General features: G+C 63.8%; 25 protein-coding genes. 13 read left to right on the top strand and 12 right to left on the bottom strand.

The genetic code is table 11. The features are described 5' to 3' along the window. Positions 1-3 precede the first annotated feature (3 nt). Together gyrA and AABA86_RS20250 are read right to left on the bottom strand one after the other, a co-directional pair. The gene (gene gyrA, locus AABA86_RS20255) at positions 4-2,736 is read right to left on the bottom strand and encodes a DNA gyrase subunit A (RefSeq protein WP_212249603.1); all 2,733 of its coding nucleotides are present in this window, start codon (positions 2,734-2,736) and stop codon (positions 4-6) included. A gap of 357 nt (positions 2,737-3,093) precedes the next feature. Continuing rightward, complete coding sequence (locus AABA86_RS20250; RefSeq protein WP_018317913.1) at positions 3,094-3,591, bottom strand: single-stranded DNA-binding protein; 498 nt, start codon at positions 3,589-3,591, stop codon at positions 3,094-3,096. Positions 3,592-4,039: 448 nt separating this feature from the next. Between AABA86_RS20250 and AABA86_RS20245 the strand changes: the two genes are divergently transcribed. The 4 genes from AABA86_RS20245 to uvrA all read left to right on the top strand — a co-directional run bounded on the left by AABA86_RS20245 (position 4,040) and on the right by uvrA (position 9,947). Then, positions 4,040-4,789, top strand: coding sequence for an outer membrane protein (locus AABA86_RS20245; RefSeq protein WP_338308086.1), 750 nt, complete (start codon positions 4,040-4,042; stop codon positions 4,787-4,789). Between the two features lie 235 nt (positions 4,790-5,024). Beyond that, entirely contained in the window at positions 5,025-5,699 is a 675-nt protein-coding gene (locus AABA86_RS20240; protein WP_338308084.1) for an outer membrane protein, read from the top strand. Positions 5,700-5,938: 239 nt separating this feature from the next. After that, positions 5,939-6,685, top strand: coding sequence for an outer membrane protein (locus AABA86_RS20235; protein ID WP_338308082.1), 747 nt, complete (start codon positions 5,939-5,941; stop codon positions 6,683-6,685). 286 nt (positions 6,686-6,971) lie between these two features. Further along, entirely contained in the window at positions 6,972-9,947 is a 2,976-nt protein-coding gene (gene uvrA / locus AABA86_RS20230; RefSeq protein WP_338308081.1) for an excinuclease ABC subunit UvrA, read from the top strand. Positions 9,948-9,974: 27 nt separating this feature from the next. Here uvrA and AABA86_RS20225 read toward each other — a convergent pair whose 3' ends face one another. Continuing rightward, positions 9,975-10,526 carry an RNA 2'-phosphotransferase gene (locus AABA86_RS20225; RefSeq protein WP_028144502.1) on the bottom strand — a complete coding sequence of 184 codons (552 nt, stop codon included), beginning with the start codon at positions 10,524-10,526 and terminating at the stop codon, positions 9,975-9,977. A gap of 63 nt (positions 10,527-10,589) precedes the next feature. On the opposite strand from AABA86_RS20225, the gene AABA86_RS20220 reads away from it, so the two are divergent. Next, positions 10,590-11,231, top strand: a complete 642-nt coding sequence (locus AABA86_RS20220; RefSeq protein ID WP_338308194.1) for an HAD family hydrolase — start codon at positions 10,590-10,592, stop codon at positions 11,229-11,231. 107 nt (positions 11,232-11,338) lie between these two features. Here the strand turns inward: AABA86_RS20220 and AABA86_RS20215 are convergent, their stop codons facing one another. The 3 genes from AABA86_RS20215 to AABA86_RS20205 all read right to left on the bottom strand — a co-directional run bounded on the left by AABA86_RS20215 (position 11,339) and on the right by AABA86_RS20205 (position 14,516). After that, the gene (locus AABA86_RS20215) at positions 11,339-12,292 is read right to left on the bottom strand and encodes a YVTN family beta-propeller repeat protein (RefSeq protein WP_338308080.1); all 954 of its coding nucleotides are present in this window, start codon (positions 12,290-12,292) and stop codon (positions 11,339-11,341) included. 2 nt (positions 12,293-12,294) lie between these two features. Then, on the bottom strand, positions 12,295-12,876 hold the full coding sequence (locus AABA86_RS20210) for an SRPBCC family protein (RefSeq protein ID WP_338308079.1): 582 nt from the start codon (positions 12,874-12,876) through the stop codon (positions 12,295-12,297). An 872-nt stretch (positions 12,877-13,748) separates the two neighbouring features. Then, on the bottom strand, positions 13,749-14,516 hold the full coding sequence (locus AABA86_RS20205) for an AAA family ATPase (RefSeq protein ID WP_338308077.1): 768 nt from the start codon (positions 14,514-14,516) through the stop codon (positions 13,749-13,751). A 268-nt stretch (positions 14,517-14,784) separates the two neighbouring features. On the opposite strand from AABA86_RS20205, the gene AABA86_RS20200 reads away from it, so the two are divergent. Next, positions 14,785-16,866, top strand: coding sequence for a DUF1217 domain-containing protein (locus AABA86_RS20200; protein WP_338308076.1), 2,082 nt, complete (start codon positions 14,785-14,787; stop codon positions 16,864-16,866). 16 nt (positions 16,867-16,882) lie between these two features. Here the strand turns inward: AABA86_RS20200 and AABA86_RS20195 are convergent, their stop codons facing one another. From AABA86_RS20195 to AABA86_RS20185, 3 genes are all read right to left on the bottom strand, one after another. Continuing rightward, positions 16,883-17,743: a PCC domain-containing protein gene (locus AABA86_RS20195; RefSeq protein WP_338308074.1), complete on the bottom strand. Its 861-nt coding sequence runs from the start codon at positions 17,741-17,743 to the stop codon at positions 16,883-16,885. Between the two features lie 9 nt (positions 17,744-17,752). After that, a complete protein-coding gene (locus tag AABA86_RS20190) occupies positions 17,753-19,360 on the bottom strand; it encodes an acyl-CoA synthetase (protein ID WP_338308072.1) in 1,608 nt (535 codons plus the stop codon). Positions 19,361-19,465: 105 nt separating this feature from the next. Beyond that, positions 19,466-19,963, bottom strand: coding sequence for a hypothetical protein (locus AABA86_RS20185; protein WP_338308071.1), 498 nt, complete (start codon positions 19,961-19,963; stop codon positions 19,466-19,468). A gap of 94 nt (positions 19,964-20,057) precedes the next feature. Between AABA86_RS20185 and AABA86_RS20180 the strand changes: the two genes are divergently transcribed. The 3 genes from AABA86_RS20180 to AABA86_RS20170 all read left to right on the top strand — a co-directional run bounded on the left by AABA86_RS20180 (position 20,058) and on the right by AABA86_RS20170 (position 21,321). After that, a complete protein-coding gene (locus tag AABA86_RS20180; RefSeq protein WP_338308069.1) occupies positions 20,058-20,417 on the top strand; it encodes a hypothetical protein in 360 nt (119 codons plus the stop codon). 101 nt (positions 20,418-20,518) lie between these two features. Beyond that, positions 20,519-21,034 carry a DUF3828 domain-containing protein gene (locus tag AABA86_RS20175; RefSeq protein ID WP_338308068.1) on the top strand — a complete coding sequence of 172 codons (516 nt, stop codon included), beginning with the start codon at positions 20,519-20,521 and terminating at the stop codon, positions 21,032-21,034. A gap of 11 nt (positions 21,035-21,045) precedes the next feature. After that, on the top strand, positions 21,046-21,321 hold the full coding sequence (locus AABA86_RS20170; protein WP_212249633.1) for a GNAT family N-acetyltransferase: 276 nt from the start codon (positions 21,046-21,048) through the stop codon (positions 21,319-21,321). Between the two features lie 51 nt (positions 21,322-21,372). On the opposite strand, the gene AABA86_RS20165 is transcribed toward AABA86_RS20170, so the two are convergent. Beyond that, positions 21,373-21,768 carry an SPW repeat domain-containing protein gene (locus AABA86_RS20165; RefSeq protein ID WP_212249635.1) on the bottom strand — a complete coding sequence of 132 codons (396 nt, stop codon included), beginning with the start codon at positions 21,766-21,768 and terminating at the stop codon, positions 21,373-21,375. A gap of 318 nt (positions 21,769-22,086) precedes the next feature. On the opposite strand from AABA86_RS20165, the gene AABA86_RS20160 reads away from it, so the two are divergent. Further along, a complete protein-coding gene (locus AABA86_RS20160; protein ID WP_338308064.1) occupies positions 22,087-22,362 on the top strand; it encodes a GNAT family N-acetyltransferase in 276 nt (91 codons plus the stop codon). A 65-nt stretch (positions 22,363-22,427) separates the two neighbouring features. Here AABA86_RS20160 and AABA86_RS20155 read toward each other — a convergent pair whose 3' ends face one another. Then, entirely contained in the window at positions 22,428-22,820 is a 393-nt protein-coding gene (locus AABA86_RS20155) for a DUF3597 domain-containing protein (RefSeq protein WP_212249638.1), read from the bottom strand. 332 nt (positions 22,821-23,152) lie between these two features. Between AABA86_RS20155 and AABA86_RS20150 the strand changes: the two genes are divergently transcribed. Both AABA86_RS20150 and AABA86_RS20145 read left to right on the top strand, forming a co-directional pair. After that, on the top strand, positions 23,153-24,061 hold the full coding sequence (locus AABA86_RS20150) for a DUF2189 domain-containing protein (protein ID WP_212249639.1): 909 nt from the start codon (positions 23,153-23,155) through the stop codon (positions 24,059-24,061). 130 nt (positions 24,062-24,191) lie between these two features. Beyond that, on the top strand, positions 24,192-25,016 hold the full coding sequence (locus AABA86_RS20145) for a lytic murein transglycosylase (protein WP_338308062.1): 825 nt from the start codon (positions 24,192-24,194) through the stop codon (positions 25,014-25,016). Between the two features lie 69 nt (positions 25,017-25,085). Here the strand turns inward: AABA86_RS20145 and AABA86_RS20140 are convergent, their stop codons facing one another. Continuing rightward, positions 25,086-25,412 carry a hypothetical protein gene (locus AABA86_RS20140; protein WP_212249641.1) on the bottom strand — a complete coding sequence of 109 codons (327 nt, stop codon included), beginning with the start codon at positions 25,410-25,412 and terminating at the stop codon, positions 25,086-25,088. A 609-nt stretch (positions 25,413-26,021) separates the two neighbouring features. Here AABA86_RS20140 and AABA86_RS20135 point away from each other — a divergent pair. Further along, complete coding sequence (locus AABA86_RS20135) at positions 26,022-26,174, top strand: DUF1127 domain-containing protein (protein WP_007590701.1); 153 nt, start codon at positions 26,022-26,024, stop codon at positions 26,172-26,174. Positions 26,175-26,216 lie beyond the last annotated feature (42 nt).

The following is a 26,216-nucleotide window of genomic DNA, read 5'->3' as shown; positions in this document are numbered from 1 at the left end:
ATCCTATTCGCCATTCGCCCCGTTGCCGCTCTCCGCTTCTTCCGTGATGTGCTCGACCGACACCACGTGCTCGTCCTCTGCGGTGTCGAACACGATGACGCCCTGCGTCGAGCGGCCGGCGATGCGGATGCCTTCGACCGGGCAGCGGATCAGCTGGCCCTTGTCGGTGACCAGCATGATTTGATCAGCGTCCTCCACCGGGAACGACGCCACGAGGTTGCCGTTGCGGTTGTTGACGCTCATGGCGACGATGCCTTTGCCGCCGCGGCCGGTGGTGCGGTACTCGTAGGACGAGGTCCGCTTGCCATAGCCGTTGACGGAGACGGTGAGCACGACCTGCTCGGCCGCCGACATCTCGATATAGCGCTCCTGGGCGAGCTGGAAGCTGCCGGAGGTCTCCTCGGCCTCTGCGTCAGCTGCCGCCTCCTCCGCCGCGGCTTCGCCGGCGACCGCGCGGCGCATCTTCAAATAGGCCGAGCGCTCGTCCGAGGTGGTCTCGACATGGCGCAGGATCGCCAGCGAGATCACCTTGTCGCCCTCGCCGAGCGCGATGCCCCGCACGCCCATCGAGGTGCGCCCGGTGAACACGCGCACGTCGGTGACGGGGAAGCGGATGCACTGGCCGCCAGCGCCGGTCAGCAGCACGTCGTCGCGCTCGGTGCAGATCTGCACGTCGACGATCGCTTCATTCTCGTCGAGCTTCATGGCGATGATGCCGGAGCGGCGGACATCGACGAAGTCCGACAGCTTGTTGCGCCGGACATTGCCGCCCGTGGTGGCGAACATCACGTCGAGGTTGCCCCAGGTGGATTCGTCCTCGGGCAGCGGCATGATGGTGGTGATGCGCTCGCCCTGCTCCAGCGGCAGGATGTTGATCAGCGCCTTGCCGCGCGCGTTCGGCGCGGCCATCGGCAGACGCCAGACCTTCTCCTTGTAGACCTGGCCGCGCGAGGAGAAGAACAGCACCGGCGTGTGCGTGGAGGCTACGAACAGGCGACTGACAAAGTCCTCGTCGCGGGTCTGCATGCCGGCGCGGCCCTTGCCGCCGCGGCGCTGCGCCCGGTAGGCCGACAGCGGCACGCGCTTGACGTAGCCGGCGTGGGACACCGTGACGACCATGTCCTCGCGCTGGATCAGGTCCTCGTCCTCGACCTCGCCTTCCTGCTCGATGATGACGGTGCGCCGCGGCGTGGCGAACTCGGCCTTCACCTCGGCGAGCTCGGTCTTGATGATGCCCAGCACGCGCTCGCGCGAGCGCAGGATGTCGAGATAATCGGCGATCTCACCGGCAAGCTTGTCGAGCTCGTCGCGGATTTCGTCGCGGCCGAGCGCGGTGAGGCGCTGAAGGCGCAGATCGAGAATGGCCCTCGCCTGCTCCATCGACAGCCGGATCGTGCCATCCGCGCTGATGCGGTGACGCGGATCGTCGATCAGCGTCAGCATGTCCTCGACATCCCGGGCCGGCCAGTCGCGCGACATCAGGGTGTCGCGCGCAGTGGTCGGATCCGGCGAGGTCCGGATGACGCGGATCATCTCGTCGATATTGGCCACCGCGATCGCCAGACCAACCAAAATATGGGCGCGGTCGCGCGCCTTGGCGAGCAGGTACTTGGTGCGCCGCGTGACGACCCGTTCACGGAAGTCGACGAAGATCGCCAGCAGGTCCTTCAGATGCATGATCCGCGGACGGCCGCTGTCGAGCGCCACCATGTTGACGCCGAAGCTGGTCTGCAGCGGCGTGAATCTGTAGAGCTGATTCAGCACCACATCCGGCACGGCATCGCGCTTCAATTCGATGACGACGCGGTAGCCGTCGCGGTCCGATTCGTCGCGCAGGTCACCGATCCCCTCGATCTTCTTTTCCTTCACCAGCTCGGCGATTCGCTCGACCATCGTCGCCTTGTTCACCTGGTAGGGAATCTCGGTGATGATGATCGCCTCGCGCTCCTTGCGAATGGTCTCGATCGCGACCTTGCCGCGCATGACGACCGAGCCGCGGCCGAGGTGATAGGCGGCACGGATGCCCGCGCGTCCGAGAATGACGCCGCCGGTCGGGAAATCCGGTCCCGGCACGATGTTGATGAGCTCGTCGATGGTGAGCGCGGGGTTGTCGATCAGCGCGACGCAGGCGTCGATGACCTCGCCGAGATTGTGCGGCGGGATGTTGGTCGCCATGCCGACCGCGATGCCGCCGGCGCCGTTGACGAGAAGGTTCGGGAACTTGGCCGGCAAGACCGACGGTTCGGTCTCGTTGTTGTCGTAGTTCGGCTGGAAGTCGACGGTGTCCTTGTCGATGTCGGCCAGCAGGGCCAGCGCGGCCTTGGTCAGGCGCGCTTCGGTGTAACGATAGGCAGCCGGCGGATCGCCGTCGACCGAGCCGAAATTGCCCTGGCCGTCGATCAGCGGCACCCGCATCGAGAAGTCCTGCGCCATGCGGACCATGGCGTCGTAAATCGACTGGTCGCCGTGCGGGTGATACTTACCGATGACGTCACCGACCACGCGGGCGGATTTGACGTACTTCTTGTCGGGCGTGTGCCCCTGCTCGTTCATCGAGAACAGGATGCGGCGGTGCACCGGCTTCAGACCGTCCCGGGCATCGGGCAGCGCCCGCGCCACGATCACGCTCATGGCGTAGTCGAGATAGGACTTCTTCATCTCCTCGAAGATGGAGACGGGGCGAATATCCGAGGGTTGCCCCGGCTGGTCGCCGGGCTTGTCGTCGTCGTCAGCCAAGGGGAAATCCGGTGAGGTTTTATCTGGGAATCATATAGCGCATCGAGCCCCTGATAACCACCCTCGCGGGCTCCAGGGAAGCGCTTTTTCCGCTTATTTTTCCAATAGCTTACGGCCTTGCGGGGAGCGTCTCGGATGGGCCTGGAACAGGCCTTCCAAAATCGCCTCCGAGACCTCGTCAATCGCGCCGCCACACGCCTCGTCGAGGTGTTTTCCCCGGCGCAATCCGCGTTCAACCCAAACATGAAGCGGGCCCGGAAATCCCGAGCCCTTCCTGCCGATTAGTAAGGTTTGCTGACACGACGTGGGAAGGCGCCGCTCAGCCGGGCAGCGCCCCCCTCATCGTCCGGTCCGTGCTCAGAACGGGATATCGTCGTCCATGTCGCTGTTGCGGCCACCGCCGCCGGCGGCCACGGGACGGCGCGGCGCGCTGCTGACGGGGCCGGAGGAGCCGAAATCGCCGCCGGGCTCGTCGCCGAAGCTGCCGCCACCTCCGCCACCGCCGCGGCCGTCGAGCATCGTGAGCGTCGAGTTGAAGCCCTGGAGCACGACCTCGGTCGAGTACTTCTCGACGCCGCTCTGGTCGGTCCATTTGCGGGTCTGCAGCGCGCCCTCGATGTAAACCTTCGCGCCCTTCTTCAGGTACTGCTCGGCGACCTTGCAGAGCCCTTCATTGAAAATCACGACGCGGTGCCACTCGGTCTTTTCCTTGCGCTCGCCGCTGTTCTTGTCGCGCCAGGTCTCGGAGGTGGCGATGCTCAGATTCGCGATCGGCCGCCCGTCCTGGGTGCGGCGGATTTCAGGATCCTTGCCGAGATTTCCAACCAGAATGACCTTGTTGACGCTTCCCGCCATCGCCGCTCTCCACTCCGAATGCCACTGAATTTCCTAAGGCCGAGCGCGCTATTCGCGTTCCTCTGCGCCTTGTTGAGACGACCCTATACGCTTGCAGCGCCGCTCAGCCCGTCACCCCCAAGGTTATCCCCATATATAGCACCGACCGGCGATTTGTTCCAGATTTGTTCCTGCAGACATTACTGCCAAATGTGGAGACGGGGTGGCGCCTAAATGGCGCTGTGATGGCAAATGGAGATGGAACCAAACCGGGTTCCCGTGAATGATAAAAACCACTTAACATTCATTAAGTTAAGGGCAGGTCGATTGCTCCTAGCTGTTGCGCTCCGGTCACGGACTTTGCCGCCCAATCGAGCTATCGTCGTGCCTGGAATTGATGCAATGGGCCTCGCGCCTGATCGTCCGCCTTGGGGAACTCAGAGAGGCGGACACGACTGGGGAGATTACAATGAAGAAGATTCTGATTGGCTTTGCTGGCGCGGTTGCGCTGACCCTCTCGGCTCCGGCCGGTGCTGCAGACCTTGGGGCCCGTCCCTATACAAAGGCGCCGATCGCGCCCCCCGCTCCGATCTATACCTGGACCGGCTTCTATGTCGGCGTGCAGGGCGGCGGTGCCTGGGGCCGCAGCGACGAAACCTTCTTTGGCGCTCCGAACACGGCGATCTTTGCCGGAACTCAGAACTACGACACCACCGGCGGATTTGTCGGCGGCGTGTTCGGCTACAATTGGCAGGCGGCCAACTGGGTGTTCGGCATCGAGGGCGACTATCATTGGGCTGACATCAACGGCCGTTCTGCCGAGATCAATGCCGGCCTCGGCGACACCTACTTCACGAGAATCCGTGGCTTCGGCGACATCAAGGGCCGTCTCGGCTATTCCACCGGTCCCGCTCTCTTGTTCGTCAGCGGCGGCGCTGCAGTCGGCGACATTCAGCACCGCTACGATGGCATCCCCGGAAACGTCTTCATCCAGAACAACACCCGCTGGGGTTGGACCGTCGGCGCCGGCGCGGAATACATGTTCGCTCCGAACTGGTCGGCCAAGGTCGAATACAACTATATCGATTTCGGCAAGAGCACGATCCAGTACTCCGCCGTGCCCACCAATCGCTCCGAGTGGACCGATACCGTTCACACGGTCAAGGCAGGTGTGAACTATCACTTCAACTGGGGTGCGCCGGTCGCCGCGCGCTACTGATATCTATCTGACATCATTGAAGTCTAAGGCCGGCCTCGCGCCGGCCTTTTTCGTTTGGCGCGACACGAACCGGAGGCAATGAGTCAGTAACCATCACCTTTTCGACCGCTGTGGCTTTTCGGAGACACAACTTGCGGCTTTGGTGGTGTAAGTACGGCGTCAGTTGGGCCGTTGAGTCCGCTGCCCTTCCGGGAACGGAAGGCAACAACAGAAACTGGGACTGGGATTAGTTGAAATGAAGAAGGTTTTGTTGGCTTCGGCCTGTCTGTTCGCTCTCGCTGCGCCCGCCTCGGCGGCCGATCTCGCAGCCCGCCCCTACACCAAGGCTCCGATCGCTCCGGCAGCGGCCGTCTACAACTGGACCGGCTTCTACCTCGGTATCGTCGGTGGCGGCGCCTGGGAAAACGCTTCCGGCGACCCGAAGATGAAGGGTGGCTTCGTCGGCGGCACCGCCGGCTACAACTGGCAGACCGGCAACGTCGTGTTCGGCATCGAGGCCGATGGCTCCTGGGCTGACGTCAGCGCCTCGGCGAGCGCTCTCGGCATCACCGTGTCGTCCAAGACCGACGCGCTCGGCACCGTCCGCGGCCGCATCGGCTGGGCCGTCAACAACGTGCTGTTCTACGGCACCGGTGGTTACGCCTGGATCGACAACAAGGTCAGCGTCAGCGCGCTCGGCGTGACCGTCTCCGACAGCAAGTTCCACTCGGGCTGGACCGTCGGCGCCGGCGTCGAGGCGTTCTTCGCTCCGCAGTGGTCGGTCAAGGGCGAGTACCTCTATCGCAGCCTCGGTGGCGAGACCTACTTCTCCGGTCTCGGCGCTCCGATCACCACCGGCACGCTCAACTTCCACACCGTGCAGGTCGGCGTGAACTACCACTTCGGCGCCCCGGTGGTTGCCAAGTACTGATCTGCGAAGTACTGATCACTACCGACGTCACATCGTCACGAAAGGCCGGCCTTGCGCCGGCCTTTTTGTTTTTGCGCCCCAACCCGCTCGCTCGCTAGCATTTTGCTGGAGATGTGGTGTCCGGGTGACACAACCTTTGGCTTTAATGGTGTAAAGCAATGACATTAGTCGGGTCATAGCTCCGCTGGCTCTTCCGCTTTCCGGAAGGTCAGAAAGAGAAACGGAACTGGGGAATGGATATGAAGAAGCTTTTGCTGGCTTCGGCCGGTTTGTTCGCACTCAGCGCGTTGGCACCGGCCTCGGCGGCCGATTTGGCGGCCCGCCCCTACACCAAGGCTCCAGTCGCACCGATCGCGATGTACAATTGGAGCGGTTTCTACATCGGTATCAACGGCGGCGGCGCCTCGAGCCGCAACTGCTGGGACGTCAACAACATCTTCGGTGTTGCGGGTCCGGACACGGCTGAAGGCTGTCACAATGCGACCGGCGGCGTCGTCGGCGGACAGGTCGGTTATCGCTGGCAGTCGGCCAACTGGGTGTTCGGTCTTGAAGCCCAGGGCGACTGGGCCAACCTGAAGGGCTCGAATACGAGCTTGGTGCTTGGGCCGCTGGTCAACCAGACCAAGATCGACGCGCTTGGCCTGTTCACCGGCCAGGTCGGCTATGCCTGGAACAACGTGCTCTGGTACGTGAAGGGTGGCGCGGCCGTCACGCACGCCAAATATAACGGCCTGGTGGGCGGCGTGGTGCTCGACAGCGCAAGCGAGACGCGCTGGGGTGGCGCGGTCGGCACCGGCATCGAATTCGGTTTCGCACCGAACTGGTCCGTGGCGATCGAATACGACCATCTGTTCATGGGCAAGCGCAACAACTCGTTCACGATCCTCGGCGTCAACGACCGTATCGACCGTATCAAGCAGGACGTCGACATGGGCACCGTTCGCCTCAACTACACCTTCGGCGGCCCCGTGGTCGCCCGGTATTGATCTGAAGTCCTGATCGCTATCGACGTCCCATCGTCACGAAAGGCCGGCCTTGCGCCGGCCTTTTTGTTTTCGCGGCACCTTGCCGCGCAGTTCCGCAAAGCAACTGCTGCCAGATGCCGCCAGCGCGCCAACATTCCGTTGACGATTCGCAAGTCCCACTGGAAATCCGTCTCCGTTCTTCCTACGTTCGCTGACAACCCCATCGGCGCCGATCCCGGTTCCGGGCGAGCGCGCCTTTATTATTGGCGCGGTCGCGCACCCATGGGATTCCTTGAGGGCAACTCGGATGGATGAAGTGATCAAGGCGAAGCGCCAACAACAGAACGCGGGCTCCAGCCTGCGCGCAATTACGATCCGTGGCGCGCGCGAGCACAACCTCAAGAACATCGACGTCGAGATTCCCCGCGACAAGCTGGTGGTGTTCACCGGCCTCTCCGGCTCCGGCAAATCCTCGCTCGCCTTCGACACCATCTACGCCGAGGGCCAGCGCCGCTACGTCGAATCGCTGTCGGCCTATGCGCGCCAGTTCCTGGAGATGATGCAGAAGCCTGACGTCGACCAGATCGACGGCCTGTCGCCGGCGATCTCGATCGAACAGAAGACGACCTCGAAGAACCCGCGCTCCACCGTCGGCACCGTCACCGAGATCTACGACTACATGCGGCTCTTGTGGGCGCGCGTCGGCGTGCCCTATTCGCCGGCCACGGGCCTGCCGATCGAAAGCCAGACCGTCTCGCAGATGGTCGACCGCGTGCTGGCGCTGCCCGAGGGCACCCGCCTGTATCTGCTCGCCCCCGTCGTGCGCGGCCGCAAGGGCGAGTACCGCAAGGAGCTCGCCGAATGGCTCAAGAAGGGCTTTCAGCGCGTCAAGATCGACGGCACCTTCCATGAGCTCAGCGAGGCGCCGACGCTCGACAAGAAATTCCCGCACGACATCGACGTCGTGGTCGACCGCATCGTGGTGCGCGCCGACATCGGCCAGCGCCTCGCCGAGAGCTTTGAGACCGCGCTGAAGCTCGCCGAGGGTCTTGCCGTCGTCGAGTTCGCCGACGCGCCGGCGGCAGCTCCCGCCGAGGAAAAGAAGAAGACCGCCAAGATCCACGACAAGAGCGGACCCGAGCGCATCCTGTTCTCGGAAAAGTTCGCCTGCCCGGTCTCCGGCTTCACCATTCCCGAGGTCGAGCCGCGCCTGTTCTCGTTCAACAATCCCTACGGCGCGTGTCCTGCCTGCGGCGGCCTCGGCGTCGAGCAGCATGTCGACGAAGATCTCGTCATCCCCGACAAGGAGCTCGCGATCGGCAAGGGCGCGATCGCGCCCTGGGCCAAGTCGTCGTCGCCCTATTACGTGCAGACGCTGACCGCGCTCGGCAAGCACTACAAGTTCACGCTGACCACCAAGTGGAAGGACCTGGCCAAGAAGACGAAAGACGCCATCCTCCACGGCTCCGGCGAGGACGAGATCAAGTTCTCCTACGAGGACGGGGTGCGCTCCTACGACACCAAGAAGCCGTTCGAAGGCGTCATCACCAACATCAACCGCCGCTATCGCGAGACCGAGAGCGAGTGGGCGCGCGAGGAGCTCGCCAAGTATTTCCACGACGTGCCCTGCGAGGGCTGCAAGGGCTTTCGGCTCAAGCCTGAGGCGCTCTGCGTCAAGATCGGCGGCAAGCATATCGGCGAGATTTCCGAGCTATCCGTGAAGGGCGCCGGTGCATGGTTCGAGACCGTGCCTGCGGCGCTGAACGCGCAGCAGAACGAGATCGCGGGCCGCATCCTGAAGGAGATCCGCGAGCGCCTCACCTTCCTGCTCGACGTCGGCCTCAACTACCTCACCCTCTCCCGCTCCTCCGGCACGCTCTCCGGCGGCGAGAGCCAGCGCATCCGCCTGGCCTCGCAGATCGGCTCGGGGCTGACCGGCGTGCTCTACGTGCTGGACGAGCCCTCGATCGGCCTGCACCAGCGCGACAACGCGCGCCTGCTCGACACCCTCAAGCGGCTGCGCGACCTCGGCAACACCGTGATCGTGGTCGAGCATGACGAGGACGCCATCCTGCTCGCCGACCACGTGCTCGACATCGGCCCCGGCGCCGGCATGCATGGCGGCAACATCATTGCCGAAGGCACGCCCGCCGAGATCATGCGCAATCCGAAATCGCTGACCGGCAAGTACCTGACCGGCGAGCTCGAGGTCGAGGTGCCGGAGCGGCGGCCGCCGAACCATCGCCGCACCATCAAGGTGGTGAATGCGCGCGGCAACAATCTCAAGAACGTCACCGCCGAAATTCCGCTCGGCCTGTTCACCGCCGTCACCGGCGTGTCCGGCGGCGGCAAGTCGACGCTGCTGATCGACACGCTCTACAAGGCCATCGCCCGCAAGCTGAACAATGCCAGCGAGGGTGCCGCCCCGCACGACCGTATTGAGGGCCTCGAGCACATCGACAAGATCATCGACATCGACCAGTCGCCGATCGGCCGCACGCCGCGCTCCAACCCCGCGACCTATACCGGCGCCTTCACGCCGATCCGCGAATGGTTCGCCGGCCTGCCCGAGTCCAAGGCGCGCGGTTACGAGCCCGGCCGCTTCTCCTTCAACGTCAAGGGCGGCCGCTGCGAAGCGTGCCAGGGCGACGGCGTCATCAAGATCGAGATGCACTTCCTGCCCGACGTCTACGTCACCTGCGACGTCTGCAAGGGCAAGCGCTACAACCGCGAGACGCTGGAGGTCCTGTTCAAGGGCAAGTCCATCGCCGACGTGCTCGACATGACCGTCGAGGAAGCCGCCGAGTTCTTCAAGGCGGTGCCGCGCGTGCGCGAGACTTTTCAGACCCTGCACCGCGTCGGCCTCGACTACATCCATGTCGGTCAGCAAGCGACGACGCTCTCGGGCGGCGAAGCCCAGCGCGTCAAGCTCGCCAAGGAATTGTCAAAACGCGCCACCGGCCGCACGCTCTACATCCTGGACGAGCCCACCACCGGCCTGCACTTCCACGACGTCAAGAAGCTGCTGGAGGTGCTGCACGAGCTGGTCGCGCAGGGCAACACGGTCGTCGTCATCGAGCACAATCTCGAAGTCATCAAGACCGCCGACTGGGTCATCGACCTAGGCCCCGAAGGCGGCGACGGCGGCGGCGAGATCGTGGCCTGGGGCCCGCCGGAAGACATCGCCAAGGCGCCGCGCAGCTATACGGGCAAGTTTCTGGAGCCGGTGCTGAAGAAGGCGAGGAAGCCGAAGCGAAGGAGCACGAGCCAGGCGGCGGAGTAGCAGCCTCTCCCCCGGCTTCCCATTATGTCATTTGCTCGTCGCCGGGGCCAAGAACTCCGGCGGCACTGTATCGGTCAGCCAGACCCCATTGTCGGCGCGATAGAACTTGAAACCGCGCGCATACATGCCGCCGGCATCGACCTTGAAGATGTGGGGCTTGCCATGGCGCTGCCCCACTTGCCGCGCGGTCTCCTCATCGGAGGACAGGTGCACTTGTTGGCGCGCCTGCGGTTTCAAGCCCTCCGCGAGGATCGCTTCGACAAATCGCGTCGCCGTCCCGTGGTAGAGGACTGAGGGCGGTTCTTGGGGTGGCAAGCCGAGCTCCACCGATACAGAGTGCCCTTGGGCGGCCCGGATCTTCAGTCCGTCGGCTGATAGCGAAAATCGCTTCTTGTCGCTGCTTGCGACGACGCCGAGCAGGTCAGCTCGGTCAAACATCGTCCCTGTTGCATTGGCTTTCTCAAGCAATTCGTCAATATTGACCCAGCCCTCGGCACTGAGCGTCAAGCCGATCTCATCGGGCTTGTGTCGCAGCACGAAGCTCAAGAACTTGCTAAGTTGAATCTGATCGACCGGCATCTTTGTCTTCCTGCTTCCGTCTTGTACATCCGGCCACTTAGCTCGACCAGACTCCCCTTCTCCATGCCCTACACCCTCGCCATCTTCGATCTCGACGGCACGCTGGCCGACAGCTTTCCGTGGTTCCTGCGCACCGTCAACGACATCGCGGACCGCTTCGGCTTTCGCCGGGTCCGGGATGAGGACGTCGAGCGACTGCGGCACGCCTCGACGCGCGAGATCCTCAGCCACCTTGAAGTACCCTTGTGGAAGCTACCGGCAATCGCGCGGCATGCGCGGCGGCTGAAGGGAGAGGCAGCTAGCGAGATCCCGCTGTTTGCGGGGGGCGAGACCATGCTGCGGACGCTGGCGGACGACGGCGTGCAGCTCGCGCTGGTGACGTCGGACAGCGAGGCCAATGCGCGCGAAAAACTTGGCGAGGCCGCCGCGCTGTTTTCGCATTTCGACTGCTCGGCATCGCTGTTCGGCAAGCCCGCGAAATTCCGCCGCGTCATCCGCCGCGCCGGCGTGGAGCCAAACCAGGTCATCGCGATCGGCGACGAGGTCCGTGACATCGAGGCAGCGCGCGCGGTGGGCATTGCCTGCGGCGCGGTGTGCTGGGGCTATGCGGCCCCGGCGGCGCTGCGGGCGCACGGGCCGGATCATGTGTTCGAGCGGATGGAGGAGATTGCTCCGACGCTGGCTCGGTCTCGTAGGGTGGGTTAGCGTCAGCGTAACCCACCACTTTCTGTCTCCACGGAAACCAAAGAGGTGGGTTACGCCTTCCGACTGCGCTTTTGCGCAGCCGCAAAGCTAACCCACCCTACGCGGCCCTACTCCGTCCTGCGCAAAAACGCGCCGAACGCGCGCGGGCCGTCGCCGGTCTTGATCTCGCCGATCACCTTCAGATCAGTCGCGTCGATGATATCAAGCGTGTTGCTCTCCCAGCACGCGACGATGACGCGCTTGCCGTCGGCGGTCGCAGCGATGCCTTCGGGATAGTCGCCGACATTGATGCGCTTCACCGGCTTGAGGGTGGCAACGTCGAACACGCTGACGGTGCCGCCATATTGGTCGGTGACGAAGCCCCGGCCCAGCGTCAGCGCCACCGCATAAGGGCGCATGCCAACCGGCACGCGGCCGACCTCGCGGCCAGCGGCAATGTCGATCACGGAGACGTCGTCGGAGCCGACATTGGCGGTGTAGGCGCGCTTGCCCTCGGCATCGATGGTGACGCCGAACGGACGGGTGCCGACCTTGATCGTCGCCTTGCGCTGACGCGTCGCCGTGTCCACGACCGACACGCTGTCGTCGTCGCGGTCCGCCGAAAGCAGCAACTTGCCGTCAGGCGTCACCGCCAGGCCCGACGGCGAGGCACCGACCGCGATGCTGGCGGTGACGCTGCGGCTCGCGGCGTCGATCACCCGCACCGCAGCCGCATACCAGTCGGCGACATAGACCGTCTTGCCATCGGGCGCCACAGCAATGCCGAGCGGCCCGCCGCCGACCTCGATCCGCCCCGCCACCTGCCGGGTCGCCGCGTCCACCACCGTCACCGCCTTGGCGTCGGGGCTCGTGACATAGGCAAAGCGGCCGTCAGCGCTGACGGCGACGCCGGCCGGCTTGCCGCCGATCGGGATGGTCGCGACGCTACGCGCGGCGGCGAGATCCACGACCATCAGATCGTCGCTGAGCTGGTTGGTGACGAACGCCTCCTCGGCAGCCGCGCTGCCAAGGCCGGCGTGGCAAAGGCTGGCGGCGAGCGCCGCCAGAACCAGCATCCGCACGATCAGCTACCGCTCTCGATCTTCTTCTTCAGCGCTTCGAGACCGGTCTTGTAGAGCCCGCTCACCGCCTTCACCGCGGCCTCGTCGCTCAGCTCCGGCGGCGGATCGTTGTTGGGAAAGCCGCGGTAGAATGCCCCGGCCCATTCCAGCTTGGACTTGCCGTCGGAAGCCGGAGACACCGTCAACGTCGAGGAATAATTGGTCACCGGCAGCACCTTCACGTCGACCTTCGTGATCCGGTACGAATAGCTCATCATGTCGGGCTCGTATTTGTAGAGCTCCTCATCGACAGTCGCCCCGCCCGTCAGCGTCAGCTGGCGCGTCGCGCCGATCTCGTTGCCCTTCTCGCCCGTGGTCTTGGTGACAGGCGGAAGCCAGCCCATGTCCTGGAAGTTGCGGATCGCGGCCCAGACCTTGTCCTGCGGCGCGTTGATCTCGATGGATTCCCGCACCTTCTGCCGGGTCGGCCCATGCGCCCAGGCCGCCGGCGAAAAAGCCGGGCCGAAGGTCGCCGTCAAGCCTGCCGCCCCAATTACAGCCAGCGCCGCAGCCATGGCCGTGCGCCGTCCAATCGTCACCCTCATCTCGTTTCCTCATACGTCCAGTTGATCGTGCGCGACTTGGAATGCGCGCTGCGGTCATCCTAGCGCATTTTGGGGCCGAGGGGAGACCGGTTCGTGGCGCCGTTGCGGCGGAGCTCGGCGCACCCCACAAGCTGTTGCGCGGCCCGGCGGGCAAAACACCCATGGACGGGTCAACGCCGCCGCGCAAAAATATTTCTCTTTATCAGAAGTTCGGATTATCGTATACGACACCCATCCCGTCCCGGGCCGAGGGGCGCATCGCGATCGTCACGAACGCGGGATGGGACGTGGTGGACGCGGGCTGCGTCGGCGCGAAGGTGGTTTGCAGGGCGGGTCACACCGTGAGCAAGGACCGGCGCGCACACGACCGGTGCAGCCTGCGTACGGCAAAATCGTGTGGTCCTGGCGCCCGGGGTCTGTGCGCCAAGTCTTGCGGTGATGTAGGCAGCCCAACCGGGCACATGCATCGGCTATCCGCGAGGCGACGGGGGCAATAGTGCAACGCTCCCCGGGGAGAGCACGACATAAGCCGTAAACCCACTGCGCAGGGAAGGCCGGATGTTTGGCTTCACCTGTATGCCGCTGTGCAGCTTCTTGTCACGCAGGTTTCGCACAGTGGACCGCGGGTGCCAGCCGGCACCCGGCCTTCCCTGCGCCCTCGGCGTTCTCAGAGGGCGGCAACGGACGCAAAGCTCGGGCACGATGTGCCGCGAGGATGAAAGCCTGTGCCAGACCTTCACCGACAGTCTCGTGCCCCGGACGCGGCGCAGCACGAAGTGATGCGCAGCAGAGCCGGGGCCCACGCCACCCACAGCAAGTCGCAAGGGCTCCTCGCAATGACGGCGGAGCGAACAGCCGTCAGACACGCTCGGCTATTCCGCCAGCGTCGCTTCAACGAACCCGCGCGGGTCTGCGCAAAACTCCCGCATCAGCCGGTAGTGATCGGTCTCCTCGACCGTCACCGGCTCCAGGCCGTATTTCCCGAGCCGCAGCAGCCGCGCGTTGGGATACGCCATCAGCATCGGCGAATGCGTCGCCATGATCACCTGGCAGATCCGGGAGTCCTCCATGCGCCGCAGCAGCTTCAAGAACTCGATCTGGCGCGCCGGCGACAGCGCCGATTCCGGCTCGTCGAAGATGAAGATGCCCTGGCGCTGACAGCGCTCCTCGAAGAAGCGCAGGAAGCCTTCGCCGTGGGAGTGCGACAGGAAATCGGGACCGACCTGACCGGCATCGCGCGCGGCCTTGTCCAGATACCGCGCGACCGAGAAAAAGCTCTCGGCACGAAAGAACCAGCCATTGCTGATCTTCGGCAGCCAGCTCGCGCGCAGGGCCTTGCCGAGCTGCCCGCCCATCTTCTCGCGCGCCTCGGAGTGATCGACCGGCATGTAACCCTTGCCGCCACCGGCATCGTCGTAGCCGGCAAGCGATGCGATGCCCTCGAGGATCGTCGACTTCCCGGTGCCGTTCTCACCGACGATGATGGTGATGGGCGCGTCGAAATTGAGCTCGAACTCATCCGGGAAGATGGGCAGGCAAAACGGATAGGCCTCGCGATCGTGAATTTTCGAAGGGTCGAGCCAGACCCGCTTCAGATACGGCGCCGGCAGGTTGATCGTGCGGTGACCTCTCCGGCTCATACCCCGTCTCCACTTGATTGCGACCGATCTTTCGATCGGAACATATCAGGAACACAACCTCCGCGTAAGCTGCATTTTAGAAACATATGGAAACAACTCGAAACAAACTCGGCTTACGTCACCGGGAGATAAGTTAAAACTTCAGATTGTAAGCCGAAATGGCCCGAAGGAAACGCACTGCCTGCTGGCATGAGGCCGGCTCCCCTGCTCGCGACCCCGCAATGATTGACGGACGTCCGGGACGACAAGAAGCCGCGAGGAATGCGCGATGGTATCAACGTATTTCGGTTACAACTACATCACGCGCAATCTCAAGCAGTCCCTGACCCGGGTCGAACAGCAACCCGACGTCGCGCGGGAGGCCGCCTATTACAAGGCCCACATCGGCAAGGTGAAGACCGTCGACGAACTCATGAAGGACTATCGCCTGTATCATTATGCGCTGAAGGCATACGGGCTGGAAGACATGGCATACGCCAACGCCTTCATGAAGAAAGTGCTGGAGAGCGACCTCAACGACGCCAAGAGCTTCGTCAACAAGCTGGTCGACAAGCGCTACCGGGAGTTTGCCGCGGCATTCTCCTTCAACGACGCTGCAGCGCCGGTTGCCCAGTCGGACAACCAGACCGACGAGATGATCGGTCTGTACACGGCGACCAAGAAGAGCCAGGTCAATGCACTCGCCAGCGACTCGAATTACTACAGCGCCCAGATCGGCAACATCAGCAGCGCGGACGCGATCCTGAACAACGATCGCCTTCGCAATTATGTCTATTCGGCATTCGGGATCGACGAAAGCAAGTGGCCGCCGGCCACGATCAGCCAGGTCCTGCGCAGCGACCCATCCGATCCGAACAGCTACGTCAACACCACCTTCGCGTCCCAGCTGGGTGGCCTCAACGCAGCGCGCGCCCAAGCGCAGTCAGACGCCAGCACGGCCAACTCGAATATCGCCAGCTACACGGCCCAGCTCGCGCAACCGGGCGCAAACGTGCCTCAGCTGCAAGTCCAGATCCTGGTCGAGAAGCATCACCTGGAGACGTATAGGAACAGCATCTCCAGTCTCAACGACCAGATCGCAACGATCGGCGGATTTGTGGATATGGCCGGCGCGTTCGAGTTCTTGCCCGACGGGTCGCTTCCGGCAGGTACGCCCGCGCAGACAGCCGCAAATATCGCACTCACGAAGAAGCGGTTCGATGACAGCAAGGCCGCGGTCTATTCGGCGGCAAGCCCGCTGAGCGAAGCCTCTGCAATCAAACAATTCAGAACGGCCATCCTCAAACTCAATTCGGTCGACGCGTTCGTATCGACGCCAAGCGTGTACGATTTTGCGCTCGGCGCCGTCGGCCTCGACCCGAAAAAGGTCTCGCAGACGACCATCAAGGCCGTCCTCGAAAGTGACCTCGGCGATCCCAAGAGCTACGTGTATACTCTCAAGGACAATCGATACGTTCAGCTCGCACGCGCGTTCAACTTCGATGCAAAAGGCAATCTGACGACCCCCCTGTTGGCGCAGGACGCTGCTGAAGTCCTCCAGATTGCAAGGGACTACGTCGTTCAAGCGGTGAAGAGCGCAAGCACATTGAGCACCAAGCAGCAGGCGGCGGTTCGGGCACAAGCCGCCAAGGACGCGACGGCTTATCAGGAGGCGATCGCCGGCATCGACAGCGTTTCCGATCTTCTGGCAAACAGGCCGATGGTCGACCTGGTTCTCCTGGCCAAGGGCTTGAACCCTAGCAAGGTCAGCACCGATTTCCTCAAGAAGATCTTCGCCTCCGATCTGAACGATCCCAAGAGCTTCGCCAACACGCAGAGCGATCCTCGCTTTGCCGACATCGTGGCGTCGTTCAATTTCGACAGCAAGGGCAACGTCGCGCGCCTGCCGATGATGGGTCCCCAGAGGCGGGATCAATTGCGGGACACACAGGCAAGTTATGTCCAGCAAAGCCTCGAGCAGCAGCAAGGCGAAACCAATCCCGGCGTACGCCTGGCGCTCTATTTCCAGCGCAAGGCGGCGGACATCACGTCGCCATACGACATCCTTGCCGACAAGGCTCTTTCGGAGGTGTTCAGGACCACCTTCAATCTACCTGATCAGATGGCGGCGATGCCGATCGACCAGCAGGCCAAGTACGTGGACAGGTTCATGAAGGTCAAGGATCTGTCCGACCCCGCGAAAGTCGCGAAGCTGCTGAACCGGTTCTCCGCCATGTATGACATCAAGAACAACCAGAGCACCGGCCAGGCTCAATCTCCCTTGCTCAACCTGTTTCAAGGATCGAGCTCAGGCCTATCGAAGATGAGTGAATCCACGTACTTGGCGATCGCCAAATTGCGCGCTCACTGATGATCGCTCGCCGATACTAGCCCGACACCTCGAGCACCAGCTCCATGGTCATCAGCACGGGATTGTCGCCGCGGACCAGGCGTCCCTCGGCAATGCCGCCGGTGTAGTCGACCAGCGCGACGTCGAGCGCTGCTTCGAGCGCATCGGAGTGCCCGGGCGCGATCATCCCGGCCGTCACCGCCAGCTCGGTGGCAAACGGCTCGGTCACGCCGCCATGGATGAAACGCGCACCGATGGTCGAGCCGACGCCGCCGTGAACCCTCGCGCGCGCGATGCCGTGCGCGCGGCAGAACTCTTCGAGCGAGCCGGCAAAATCCTGGTTGGGCCGCAGCCGCAGCGCGAAAGCACGGCTCGTCGTGCGCGCGCCGGTGCGCGCGGCGGCCACCGGCCCGAACAGCTTGAAATTGGTCTCGGGATCGGGCTCGGCGGTGAACATCGCGCCATCGAGGCCGAAGGCCTCGACTTCGAACGGCTCGGCGACGATGGTCTCATCAGGCATCATGTGGCCGCCGCTCACTTTGCCGTCCGCCTCGGTCCAGAGCCCGTGGCAGTGAAAGAACGGCGCGCCGTCGCGCATGCCGAGCGTCATGCTGCCGAGCTTCGTACGCGTCACGCCGCCGGGCCGGTACGTGTCGCTGTAGAACGCGGCGTTCTCGCCCGTCCTCGACAGCGCCGGCATCACATAGGCGAGAGGCCCGAGGGCGCCATGCCGGAAGTTGAGCACGCCACTCGTAAAACCTTCGGCCGCAAAGCCGCGCCGCACGGCATCCAGCAGTGGCAGACCTGCCTGAAGCGTGAACGAGAAGGCGCGCCCCCTCGCCTCCACCCATTGGATGCGTTCCGCGATGGGCGCGCCCGGCTGCTTGATACTCCGCATCACCTGCGCTCAGCCCGCCTTGGTCTTGTCGAGATCGAGCAGCCCGCGCGCCTCGAGCTCGTCGCGCACCATGCGCTTCGGCACCTTGCCATAGCCCGACTTCGGCAAGGCCTCCCAGAAGAAGAACCGCTTCGGCATCTTGTAGCGCGGCACCTTCGGCGAGAGGAACGCCGCCATTTCGGCTTCGCTCACCGCCTTCTCGCCGGCACGCGCCACGCACACGGCGACGCCGACCTCGCCCCAGGTCGCATCGGGTACGCCGAGCACGGCGACCTCGCCGACCGCGGGATGCGTCAGGATCTTCTCCTCGATCTCGCGCGGATAGATGTTGGAGCCACCGGAGATGTACATGTCGGAGGCGCGGCCCGTGATGTAGACGAAGCCCTCCTCGTCCATGTGGCCGAGGTCGCCGGTGCGAAACCAGCCGTTACGAAACGCCTTCGCATTGGCTTCGGGATTGTCGTAATAGCCGGCGAGCACCGCCGGCCCGATCACGCAGATCTCGCCGCTCTGGTTGGCCGCGAGCTCGCGGCCTTCATCATCCTGGATCGAGACCTGCATGCCGGTGCGCTCGAAGCCGCAGGTGCCGATCTTGGCGTGCGGGCCGTCCTCGGGATCGTGCAGCGCCGCCGGCAGCACGGTGATGTTGCCGGTGACCTCGCCGAGGCCAAAATACTGCACGATGACCTTGCCGAGCTTCTTCAGCGCCGTCTTCTGATCCTCGCGATACATCGGCGCACCCGCATAGATCACGTGACGCAGCGAGGCATGATCGTATTTGTCGACGGCGGGGTGCTCGACCATCATCTTCAGGATCGTCGGCACGGTGAAGAGATTGGCGACCCGATGCGTCTCGATCAGACGGAACGCCTCGTTGATGTCGAATTTCTCGGTCGGCAACAAGACGGTGCACACGCCGCGCGCGGTCTGCACCAGTTGATGCACGCCGGCGCCATGCGACAGCGGCGCCACCACCAGCGAGGCGTCATTCTCGGTGACGCCGGGTGTCAGATCGGCGAGATGGTTGGTGATCACAAAGCCCATCTGGCCATGGGTGAGCACCGCGGCCTTGGACCGACCGGTGGTGCCCGAGGTGAAGAAGAACCAGCAGGGATCGTCGTGCTCGACGGCGACATTGGCGACATTGGCGCCGGCCTGCGAGGCAATGGCCTCCGCAACCGATGTCTCGCCAAACGCACCCTTGCCGTCGACGCTCCAGGTGAATTCCAGCGCACCGCCCTTCACCGCCGCCGCATGCTCGGGAAAATCGACATGGCACAGAAACGCCTTGGCGCCGGAAGCTTCTGCGAGATAGGTGACCTCATCCGGCATCAGGCGGAAATTGGTGGGCACCCAGACCGCGCCGAGCCGAAACGCGGCGAACATCGAGAAGATCATCTCGTCGCCATTCTTGGAGTGGACGAGGATACGGTCGCCCTTGGCAATGCCACGCGCGGCGAGCGCCGCCGCCAGCGCCGAGACCTGCGCATCGATCTGCCGCCAGGTCCAGGATTTGTCACCCCAGACGAAACCGGGACGCGCGCCATGCCGCCGCGCATTCTGGGTCAGCATGTGAGCGAGATTCATGACGCGGCGGGACATGCGCAGGGGCTGCATGGGGATTCCTCTTCGAGGGCGGACGGCGTGCTGGCCGCCGGCTCTTGGCGGCCCATTTATCGCCATCGCCCGCGCCCCTGCAAGGCCGCCGGATGCACGGCTCCCCTACGGCTGCCTGAACGCAAACGGCGTCGCCGTGATGGCCTTCTGCTTGACGCAGGCCTGCGGGCCAAAGCCGCCGCAGAAGCTGCCATGAAGATCGAAGCGGACGGTGCGTGCAGCGCCGCGCTTCACCGGCGGGGCCATGATCCTGTAGCTGCGGACATAGCCCTCAAACACCGGGCGAACGTTGCCGTCCGGCAGCGTCACCAGGATGTTGATGACGCATCCGCCAGTTCCGCAATAGGTCGTCTCGCGATCGCCGCATTTGGTGTCCTGGAAATCGACGATGTAGTCGTCGCGGCCGTCACCGGTCAGGTCGATCTTGCGCACCGTATCAGGCGCAAAGGTCACCTCGCCGCCGTCCTGGCTGGTGCACTCCTCGTTGGCGTAGCGCAGCGCCTTCTGCACGCCGGCCGGATAGTCGGACGGATTGAACGGCTTTGCATCCTCGGCGCGCGCGGCGGAGACGAACAGAGCGAGCAGAAACATCAAATAGCGCATGCGCGTTTGTCGCCGGCGCGGCCGCGATCGTTCAGAGAATTTTAAACATGATCGGCGCAACCTTCGTCAGTTCTCGCGTACAGAGTGCCGCATCATGCTCAAAGCGCCCGCCTTCCTCCTGTTGTCGCTGGCGCTCGCCGGATGTGCCGTGGCGCCGCAGGCGCATCTGGCCTCCGATCCCGCCTTCAAGCCTGCGCGTTATGCCTGGGACGGCGCCGGCGAGGATCCCAATCGGCCGCGGACAGCCGCACAACCAGCACGGACCGCGGCCCGATCCGAGCGCAACACATCGCAGGCCGGACTTCAGCCTCAGTCGAAGGAATGGTGGCAGGCGCAGGATGCCAGCGAGGCCGACCAGGATGCCAGGGTCAACCGCTCCCTGGTCATCTGCCAGGGGTGCCTGCGCCCGCCGCAGCAGCCCGAAGATTCCAGGCTCGCCAAAGCGGCCGATTGAACCGAACCGCCTTTGCATCGCTCTACTGAGATACGCGCCGCCGGCCGCCTCGGCCTGCTCTCGCATGCCGTCCTCTCCAGAACATTTCTCCAGGACATTCCATGCTTACCCGTCGGACCTTCGTCGCCGCCGCTCTGCTCGCAGGCGTTGCTCCCGCCTTCGCCGAGACCCCTGCCACGAGCGATCCCGCCGCGATCCTGACTGCGATCTACACCCGCGCGGCCAAGGGCAAGGGCGATGGCGGCGGCGCCTTCGTCATCGAGACCAAGGCGGCCAAGAGCAAATATCTCTCCAAGGCGCTGGTCGCGCTGTGGGCCAGGTCGGATGCGCATACACCGAAGGGCGACGTCGGGCCGGTCGATTTCGATCCGGTCACCAATTCGCAGGAACCGGACGTGAAATCGTTCAAGATTGACGCGGAGAAGATGGAGGCCGACAAGGCGACGATCGCGGTGACCATCACCGGTCACCACAACGACCGGAAACCCGCCGACCTCATCGTGCGTTACGACTTCGTGCGCGAGGCGAATAGCTGGCGGATCGACGACATCAAGGGCTCCTCCGACGGCGAAGCCTGGTCGATCCGCAAGATGCTGACGAACGCGCTGAAGAGCTGAGCGGAGACGACATGAGCGACGTCATCAACAACAGGGCCGATCACCGCTATGAGCTCGAGGTCGAAGGTCATGTTGCGACCGAGCATTACAAGCTCGACGGCAACGTCATCACGTTCGAGCACACCGACGTGCCGAAGGAGCTCGGCGGCAAGGGCGTCGGCTCGAAGCTGGTGCAAGGCGCGCTCGACCAGGTCCGCGCCGCCGGATTGAAGGTGATCCCGCAATGCCCGTTCGTGAAAGCGTGGATCGAAAAGCATCCGGACTATTCCGACCTCGTGGCGAGGTGAGAGCACAGGCCCGCCGCCTGTAGCCAGCGGGCCTGCGGGATCTGCGGCCGGTCATCCGTGCCTGAGCATGTCCTGGTCATTCAGGTCCCAGTCCTGCCACAGCTGGAGTACCCCCAGCAGGACCAGCACCGCTCCGAGGCTCGTGTGATAGATGCGAAGAAAACCGTCACCGGAATAGCCGAGGGCGTAAGGCGAGCCGATGAGCCACAGTCCGACGAGGATCGTCGTCACCTCCTGCCAGCGCTGCAAGGCGACGTATTCGAGCTGGCTGATGCCGAACACGACCAAGCCGATTGTGACCGCATTCAGGACCACCGTCTGGTTTCCGGTAATTGCCGCCTGATCCTGGATGGGAAACCACGGCGAAGCCACGATGAGCGCGCCGAGCAGCATCCCGCACCAGTCTTCCCATGTTCGATGAGTCTTCAAGAAACCAAAGTCCGACATCGTACCCTCCTGTGACAGAGGCACACGCCGGCGGCTGGCGGCACGACACTCCGAACGTCTAGGCGACCCTGCCGGCCGCATTCGGACGTATGTCCTTGAGAAGACGTGGGAGCCGCCATGGAACTTGCAAGAGCGGTCTCGGCAATTATTGGAGCTGGCGTGGTGTTCGCCAGGGATGACGTCTCATACTGCGCTGCAGCTACAGGTACGCGCGTTTGCAGATATCTGCCGTGCTGCAAGCTCCCATGGCCGCGCCTTGCCAAGGGCTGGGACGAGCTCCTAGATCAACGCGTCAGACGCACGTCGGAAGGATCTTGCATGGTGGCATCGGTACGGGACAACAAGGACAGGAGCCGCTTCGAACTCGATGTCGGCAACGAGGTCGCCTTCGCCAATTACCGGCTGACCCCGACGGCGGTCATCATCACCCACACCGAGACGCCCCGCGCGCTGCGCGGCCGCGGCATCGCCTCCGAGCTGATCAAGGGCGCGCTGGATTTGATCCGGCGCGACGGCCGCAAGGTGATCGCCGGCTGCGGCTTCGTCGTCGACTATCTCGACAGGCACCCGGAGGATGCGGATCTGGTCGTCTGAAAGCAAAAAGGCCCGCGCGACCGCGGGCCCTTACGACACGACCGGCGTTCGGTCAGTGTTTGCGGTCAGTGCTTGATCTCCGGCGGCAGCTTGCCGCCATTGGCGGCGAGCTTGGACATCACCTGCTTGTGCAGCCAGACGTTCATGCTGGCCGAGTCGTTCATGTCGCCGCTGTAGCCGAGCTCCTTGGCGAGATCCTTGCGCGCGGCAAGGCTGGAATCGATGTCGAGCGCCTTCATGAGGTCGACGATCGAGGTACGCCATTCCAGCTTCTCGCCCTTGTGCGCAGCCACCGCCTTGTCGACGATTGCCGCCACATCGACCGCGGCCATGGGTGCGGCGGCCGGCGCCGAAGCGCCGGGCGCGGCTCCAGCAGGCGAAGCTGCGCCGCCAGCGGGCGCGGCGGAGGCCGGCTGGCTGCCGAAGATCGCGCTCATGATTTTCCCGAAAATGCTCATGTCTGCTCCCCGAAAAGGATCCGTTGGAAGGGCCTTGAGTGGCACTTATAGACCAAGTTACTGCGTAGCGCCCGCAAAGTTCCGCGAGCCAACACGCAGCATCAGCTTATCTGCGGCGAAATGACGACCGAATGACACCGTCGAGTTGCGCTGCGGCATCGAATTTCACCCAAGCGTGAGGGACAGGACTCGGAAATAGGCGTACGGTTGCACTTCAGCTCGCGATGCCATCCGGAATTCGCGTCTGGTCGGAATCGCGAAACTCAGAATGGCGGCCGCTCGCGCCGTTTGCCGGCGCCGGATTCGGCCGCTTGGCAAGGGAGCTAGCGACCATGGCCACACTCTACCAGGGCAATGTCCCCACGATGGCCCAGACCGCGGATGCGCCTGGACCGGTGATCCGAACCATCCAGCTGTCCGATCTGCACGATGCACTCAGGCGCGGCTGGGAAGATTTCAAGGCCGTTCCGAGTCACGCCATCATCCTCTGCGTGATCTACCCGGTGCTCGGCCTCGTGCTCGCCCGCGTGGTGATGGGCTATTCGGTACTGCCGCTGCTGTTTCCGCTGGCCGCCGGCTTTGCGTTGATCGGCCCCTTCGCAGCGCTCGGTCTCTACGAGCTTTCCAGCCGGCGCGAACGCTATGAGGAAGCCAGCGCCTGGGATGCGATGGAGGTGCTGCGCTCGCCTTCGTTCGGGGCGATGCTCGGCCTCGGCACATTGCTGCTCGCCCTGTTCGTGACCTGGGTTGCGACCGCACAGGCGATCTATGTCGCGGCGTTCGGCTATGAGGGCGTGAGCGGCATCTCGGACTTCATGACGCGCGTGCTGACGACGCAGCAGGGCTGGTGGCTGATCGTGGTCGGCTGCGGCGCCGGCTTCCTGTTCGCGCTCGCCGCGCTCTGCATCAGCGCCGTATCGTTTCCGTTGATGCTGGACCGCCATGCCGGCGCGTTCGAGGCGATGAGCACCTCGCTGCGCGTGGTCGCGAGGAACCCGGTGCCGATGGCGGCCTGGGGCGTGATCGTGGCGGTGCTGCTCGCGCTCGGCACGATCCCGGCCTTCCTCGGCCTTGCCGTGGTGATCCCCCTGCTCGGCCATGCCACCTGGCATCTCTACCGCAAGGTGATCGTCTCGGAGCCCGGTGCACGTCCGGTGCCGCCCCCGCCGCATCGTCCGCGCAAGCCGGCTGCCGACTTCCCGGCCAACCTCTTCCCCTGGCGCAACAGGACGGACGCCTGACGATATCGTGACATGCGATCCTGCCCTGGTTCGGGCAGGATCGCGGCCAATGCTACGCCTTGCTTTGGCCGCGGTTCCGACCGAGATTGCGCCGGCCTGTCAGATCGCTTCACGGAATTCATTACCTCGAATGACCTCGACGATTTCTCGTCTCGCTCTCGCAGCTTTCGCCCTCTCCGCGTCAATCCTGTCCGCCCAGCCAGCGTTCGCCGCGGTTGCCTGCGGCTCGGGCAATTTCGATGCCTGGCTTGCGGAGCTCAAAACCGACGCCGCGGCCAAGGGCATCTCACAACAGGCCATTGCATCGGGGCTCGCCGGCGTGACGCTCGATCAGAGCGTGCTCAACCGCGACCGCTCGCAAAAGGTCTTCACCCAGACCTTCGAGGAGTTTTCCGGCCGCATGGTGCCGCCGCGCATGCAACGCGGCTCCAACATGATGAAGCAATACGGCTCCGTGCTATCGCGCATCGAGCAGGCCTATGGCGTTCCCGGCGAGGTCCTGGTCGCGATCTGGGGTCTGGAGACCGATTTCGGCGTCAACACCGGCAAGTTCGCCACGATCCGCTCGCTCGCAACACTGGCCTATGATTGCCGGCGCGCGGAGCAGTTTCGCGCCGAGCTGCTGGACGCGCTGCGCATCGTCCAGCGCGGCGATCTCGCACCAGCCGAGATGAAGGGCGCCTGGGCCGGCGAGCTCGGCCAGACCCAGTTCATGCCGTCGTCCTGGATGAAATACGCCGTCGATTTCGACGGCAACGGCAAGCGCGACCTCCTGCACAACGCACCCGACGTGCTCGCCTCCACCGCCAATTATCTCGCCGGCTATGGCTGGCAGAAGGGCAAGGATTGGCAGCCGGGCAGTCCGAATTTCGCGGTGCTGCAGCAGTGGAACAAGAGCGAGGTCTATTCCAAGACGGTCGCCTATTTCGCCACCCAGCTGGCGCGCGCCCCTTAAACACCCATCAACAAACGCGTAGGGCCGATCGCCCGGCGACCGGCCCTCTCTTGTGCGTCTACCTACCCATCACTTGCCCATGGTGGCGTGCATCGCCTTGTTCAGATGCGCGCCGCATGCGCCCATTTTGCCGTTGAGCAGCGAATCCTGCGCAGCCGCGATCTCCTTCTGCGCCACAAACTTGCTATCACCGTCGGCCATGTTCTCGATCGCGGTCTCCGTCTTCTCCAGGTTGGCCGAGCTGCAACCACCCGTGGCGTGCTTGGCGGCCTGGGCCGGCGCGACGGCGAACGCGACGGCGGCGATTGCGATAACCCCGAGTAACTTCGTCATGACGTTACCTTCCTTCTCTTGATCTTGGGACAGACCCAGCGACATTGCCGGAATCTGCAACATGACTTTCCTCCGGACGCGGCAACTTGCCGCAATAAATTCCTCGCGAGAATTGCGTGATGTTGCGCGCCACGCAGAGCCGCATGCGGAATTTCTGATTTTCATTACATCCTGGCAATCATCGCCACACCCTTGGCGTGTGCGCGCTGCGCGATCTATGCGTGAGGGGGTCGTTCCGCCGCATTCCGCCGCCAAATCTGTCCGGCCAAGGCTGTCGGGACCCCTCCTGACCCTCCAGCCGATCTCAACAAAAGTGAATCAATATTCATAACAACAACGTCCTTCTCATGCGAATCACGCATGCCGGACTTGGGTGTAGACGCTGATCGCTCGACTTGCCGGCGACAGGTACGCAACTTATTTCGGCTATGATCGAGATCAATCGATTGCCCTTAAACCCGTGATTACACGGGCATTTGTCGCTAGATTCGATCCATACAGCCGAAGCCTTGGGCGAGGCTGGCGAGAGGTTAAGCGTTCCTTACTCTCGATATGCGCTGGTCGCTTAGCTGCATCGCAACATCGGAACTTTCGCACTGCACCACTCTCCCCTATATTCATTTCAACGATGCGGCCCGGGCAAGGGCTGAATCGAACTACAGGAGACTACCAATGCTGCTCTCGCTCATCCGCATGATCCAGGCCTTCCGGGACTATCAGCGCAATGTTGCCGAGCTGTCCCAGCTCAGCGATCGCGAACTGGCCGATATCGGCCTCGATCGCTCGGACATCCCGCGCGTTGCCGCCGGTCAGTATCAGGGCTGATATCGTTCAGCCCTCCACCGGAACGGACCGATAGCGCCCGCC

The organism is Bradyrhizobium sp. TM233 (genome assembly GCF_036247965.1).
Classification (GTDB): Bacteria; Pseudomonadota; Alphaproteobacteria; order Rhizobiales; family Xanthobacteraceae; genus Bradyrhizobium; species Bradyrhizobium ottawaense.
Note: the sequence above shows the minus strand (reverse complement) of the source record. Positions and strands in the feature narration are given on the sequence as shown.

Excerpts from the sequence above, each read along its gene's own strand:
- AABA86_RS20250 (WP_018317913.1), bottom strand. The coding sequence starts at position 3,591 with ATGGCGGGAAGCGTCAACAAGGTCATTCTGGTTGGAAATCTCGGCAAG.
- AABA86_RS20245 (WP_338308086.1), top strand. The coding sequence starts at position 4,040 with ATGAAGAAGATTCTGATTGGCTTTGCTGGCGCGGTTGCGCTGACCCTC.
- AABA86_RS20240 (WP_338308084.1), top strand. The coding sequence starts at position 5,025 with ATGAAGAAGGTTTTGTTGGCTTCGGCCTGTCTGTTCGCTCTCGCTGCG.
- AABA86_RS20235 (WP_338308082.1), top strand. The coding sequence starts at position 5,939 with ATGAAGAAGCTTTTGCTGGCTTCGGCCGGTTTGTTCGCACTCAGCGCG.
- uvrA (WP_338308081.1), top strand. The coding sequence starts at position 6,972 with ATGGATGAAGTGATCAAGGCGAAGCGCCAACAACAGAACGCGGGCTCC.
- AABA86_RS20225 (WP_028144502.1), bottom strand. The coding sequence starts at position 10,526 with ATGCCGGTCGATCAGATTCAACTTAGCAAGTTCTTGAGCTTCGTGCTG.
- AABA86_RS20220 (WP_338308194.1), top strand. The coding sequence starts at position 10,590 with ATGCCCTACACCCTCGCCATCTTCGATCTCGACGGCACGCTGGCCGAC.
- AABA86_RS20210 (WP_338308079.1), bottom strand. The coding sequence starts at position 12,876 with ATGAGGGTGACGATTGGACGGCGCACGGCCATGGCTGCGGCGCTGGCT.
- AABA86_RS20205 (WP_338308077.1), bottom strand. The coding sequence starts at position 14,516 with ATGAGCCGGAGAGGTCACCGCACGATCAACCTGCCGGCGCCGTATCTG.
- AABA86_RS20200 (WP_338308076.1), top strand. The coding sequence starts at position 14,785 with ATGGTATCAACGTATTTCGGTTACAACTACATCACGCGCAATCTCAAG.
- AABA86_RS20195 (WP_338308074.1), bottom strand. The coding sequence starts at position 17,743 with ATGCGGAGTATCAAGCAGCCGGGCGCGCCCATCGCGGAACGCATCCAA.
- AABA86_RS20190 (WP_338308072.1), bottom strand. The coding sequence starts at position 19,360 with ATGCAGCCCCTGCGCATGTCCCGCCGCGTCATGAATCTCGCTCACATG.
- AABA86_RS20185 (WP_338308071.1), bottom strand. The coding sequence starts at position 19,963 with ATGCGCTATTTGATGTTTCTGCTCGCTCTGTTCGTCTCCGCCGCGCGC.
- AABA86_RS20180 (WP_338308069.1), top strand. The coding sequence starts at position 20,058 with ATGCTCAAAGCGCCCGCCTTCCTCCTGTTGTCGCTGGCGCTCGCCGGA.
- AABA86_RS20175 (WP_338308068.1), top strand. The coding sequence starts at position 20,519 with ATGCTTACCCGTCGGACCTTCGTCGCCGCCGCTCTGCTCGCAGGCGTT.
- AABA86_RS20170 (WP_212249633.1), top strand. The coding sequence starts at position 21,046 with ATGAGCGACGTCATCAACAACAGGGCCGATCACCGCTATGAGCTCGAG.
- AABA86_RS20165 (WP_212249635.1), bottom strand. The coding sequence starts at position 21,768 with ATGTCGGACTTTGGTTTCTTGAAGACTCATCGAACATGGGAAGACTGG.
- AABA86_RS20160 (WP_338308064.1), top strand. The coding sequence starts at position 22,087 with ATGGTGGCATCGGTACGGGACAACAAGGACAGGAGCCGCTTCGAACTC.
- AABA86_RS20155 (WP_212249638.1), bottom strand. The coding sequence starts at position 22,820 with ATGAGCATTTTCGGGAAAATCATGAGCGCGATCTTCGGCAGCCAGCCG.
- AABA86_RS20150 (WP_212249639.1), top strand. The coding sequence starts at position 23,153 with ATGGCCACACTCTACCAGGGCAATGTCCCCACGATGGCCCAGACCGCG.
- AABA86_RS20145 (WP_338308062.1), top strand. The coding sequence starts at position 24,192 with ATGACCTCGACGATTTCTCGTCTCGCTCTCGCAGCTTTCGCCCTCTCC.
- AABA86_RS20140 (WP_212249641.1), bottom strand. The coding sequence starts at position 25,412 with ATGTTGCAGATTCCGGCAATGTCGCTGGGTCTGTCCCAAGATCAAGAG.
- AABA86_RS20135 (WP_007590701.1), top strand. The coding sequence starts at position 26,022 with ATGCTGCTCTCGCTCATCCGCATGATCCAGGCCTTCCGGGACTATCAG.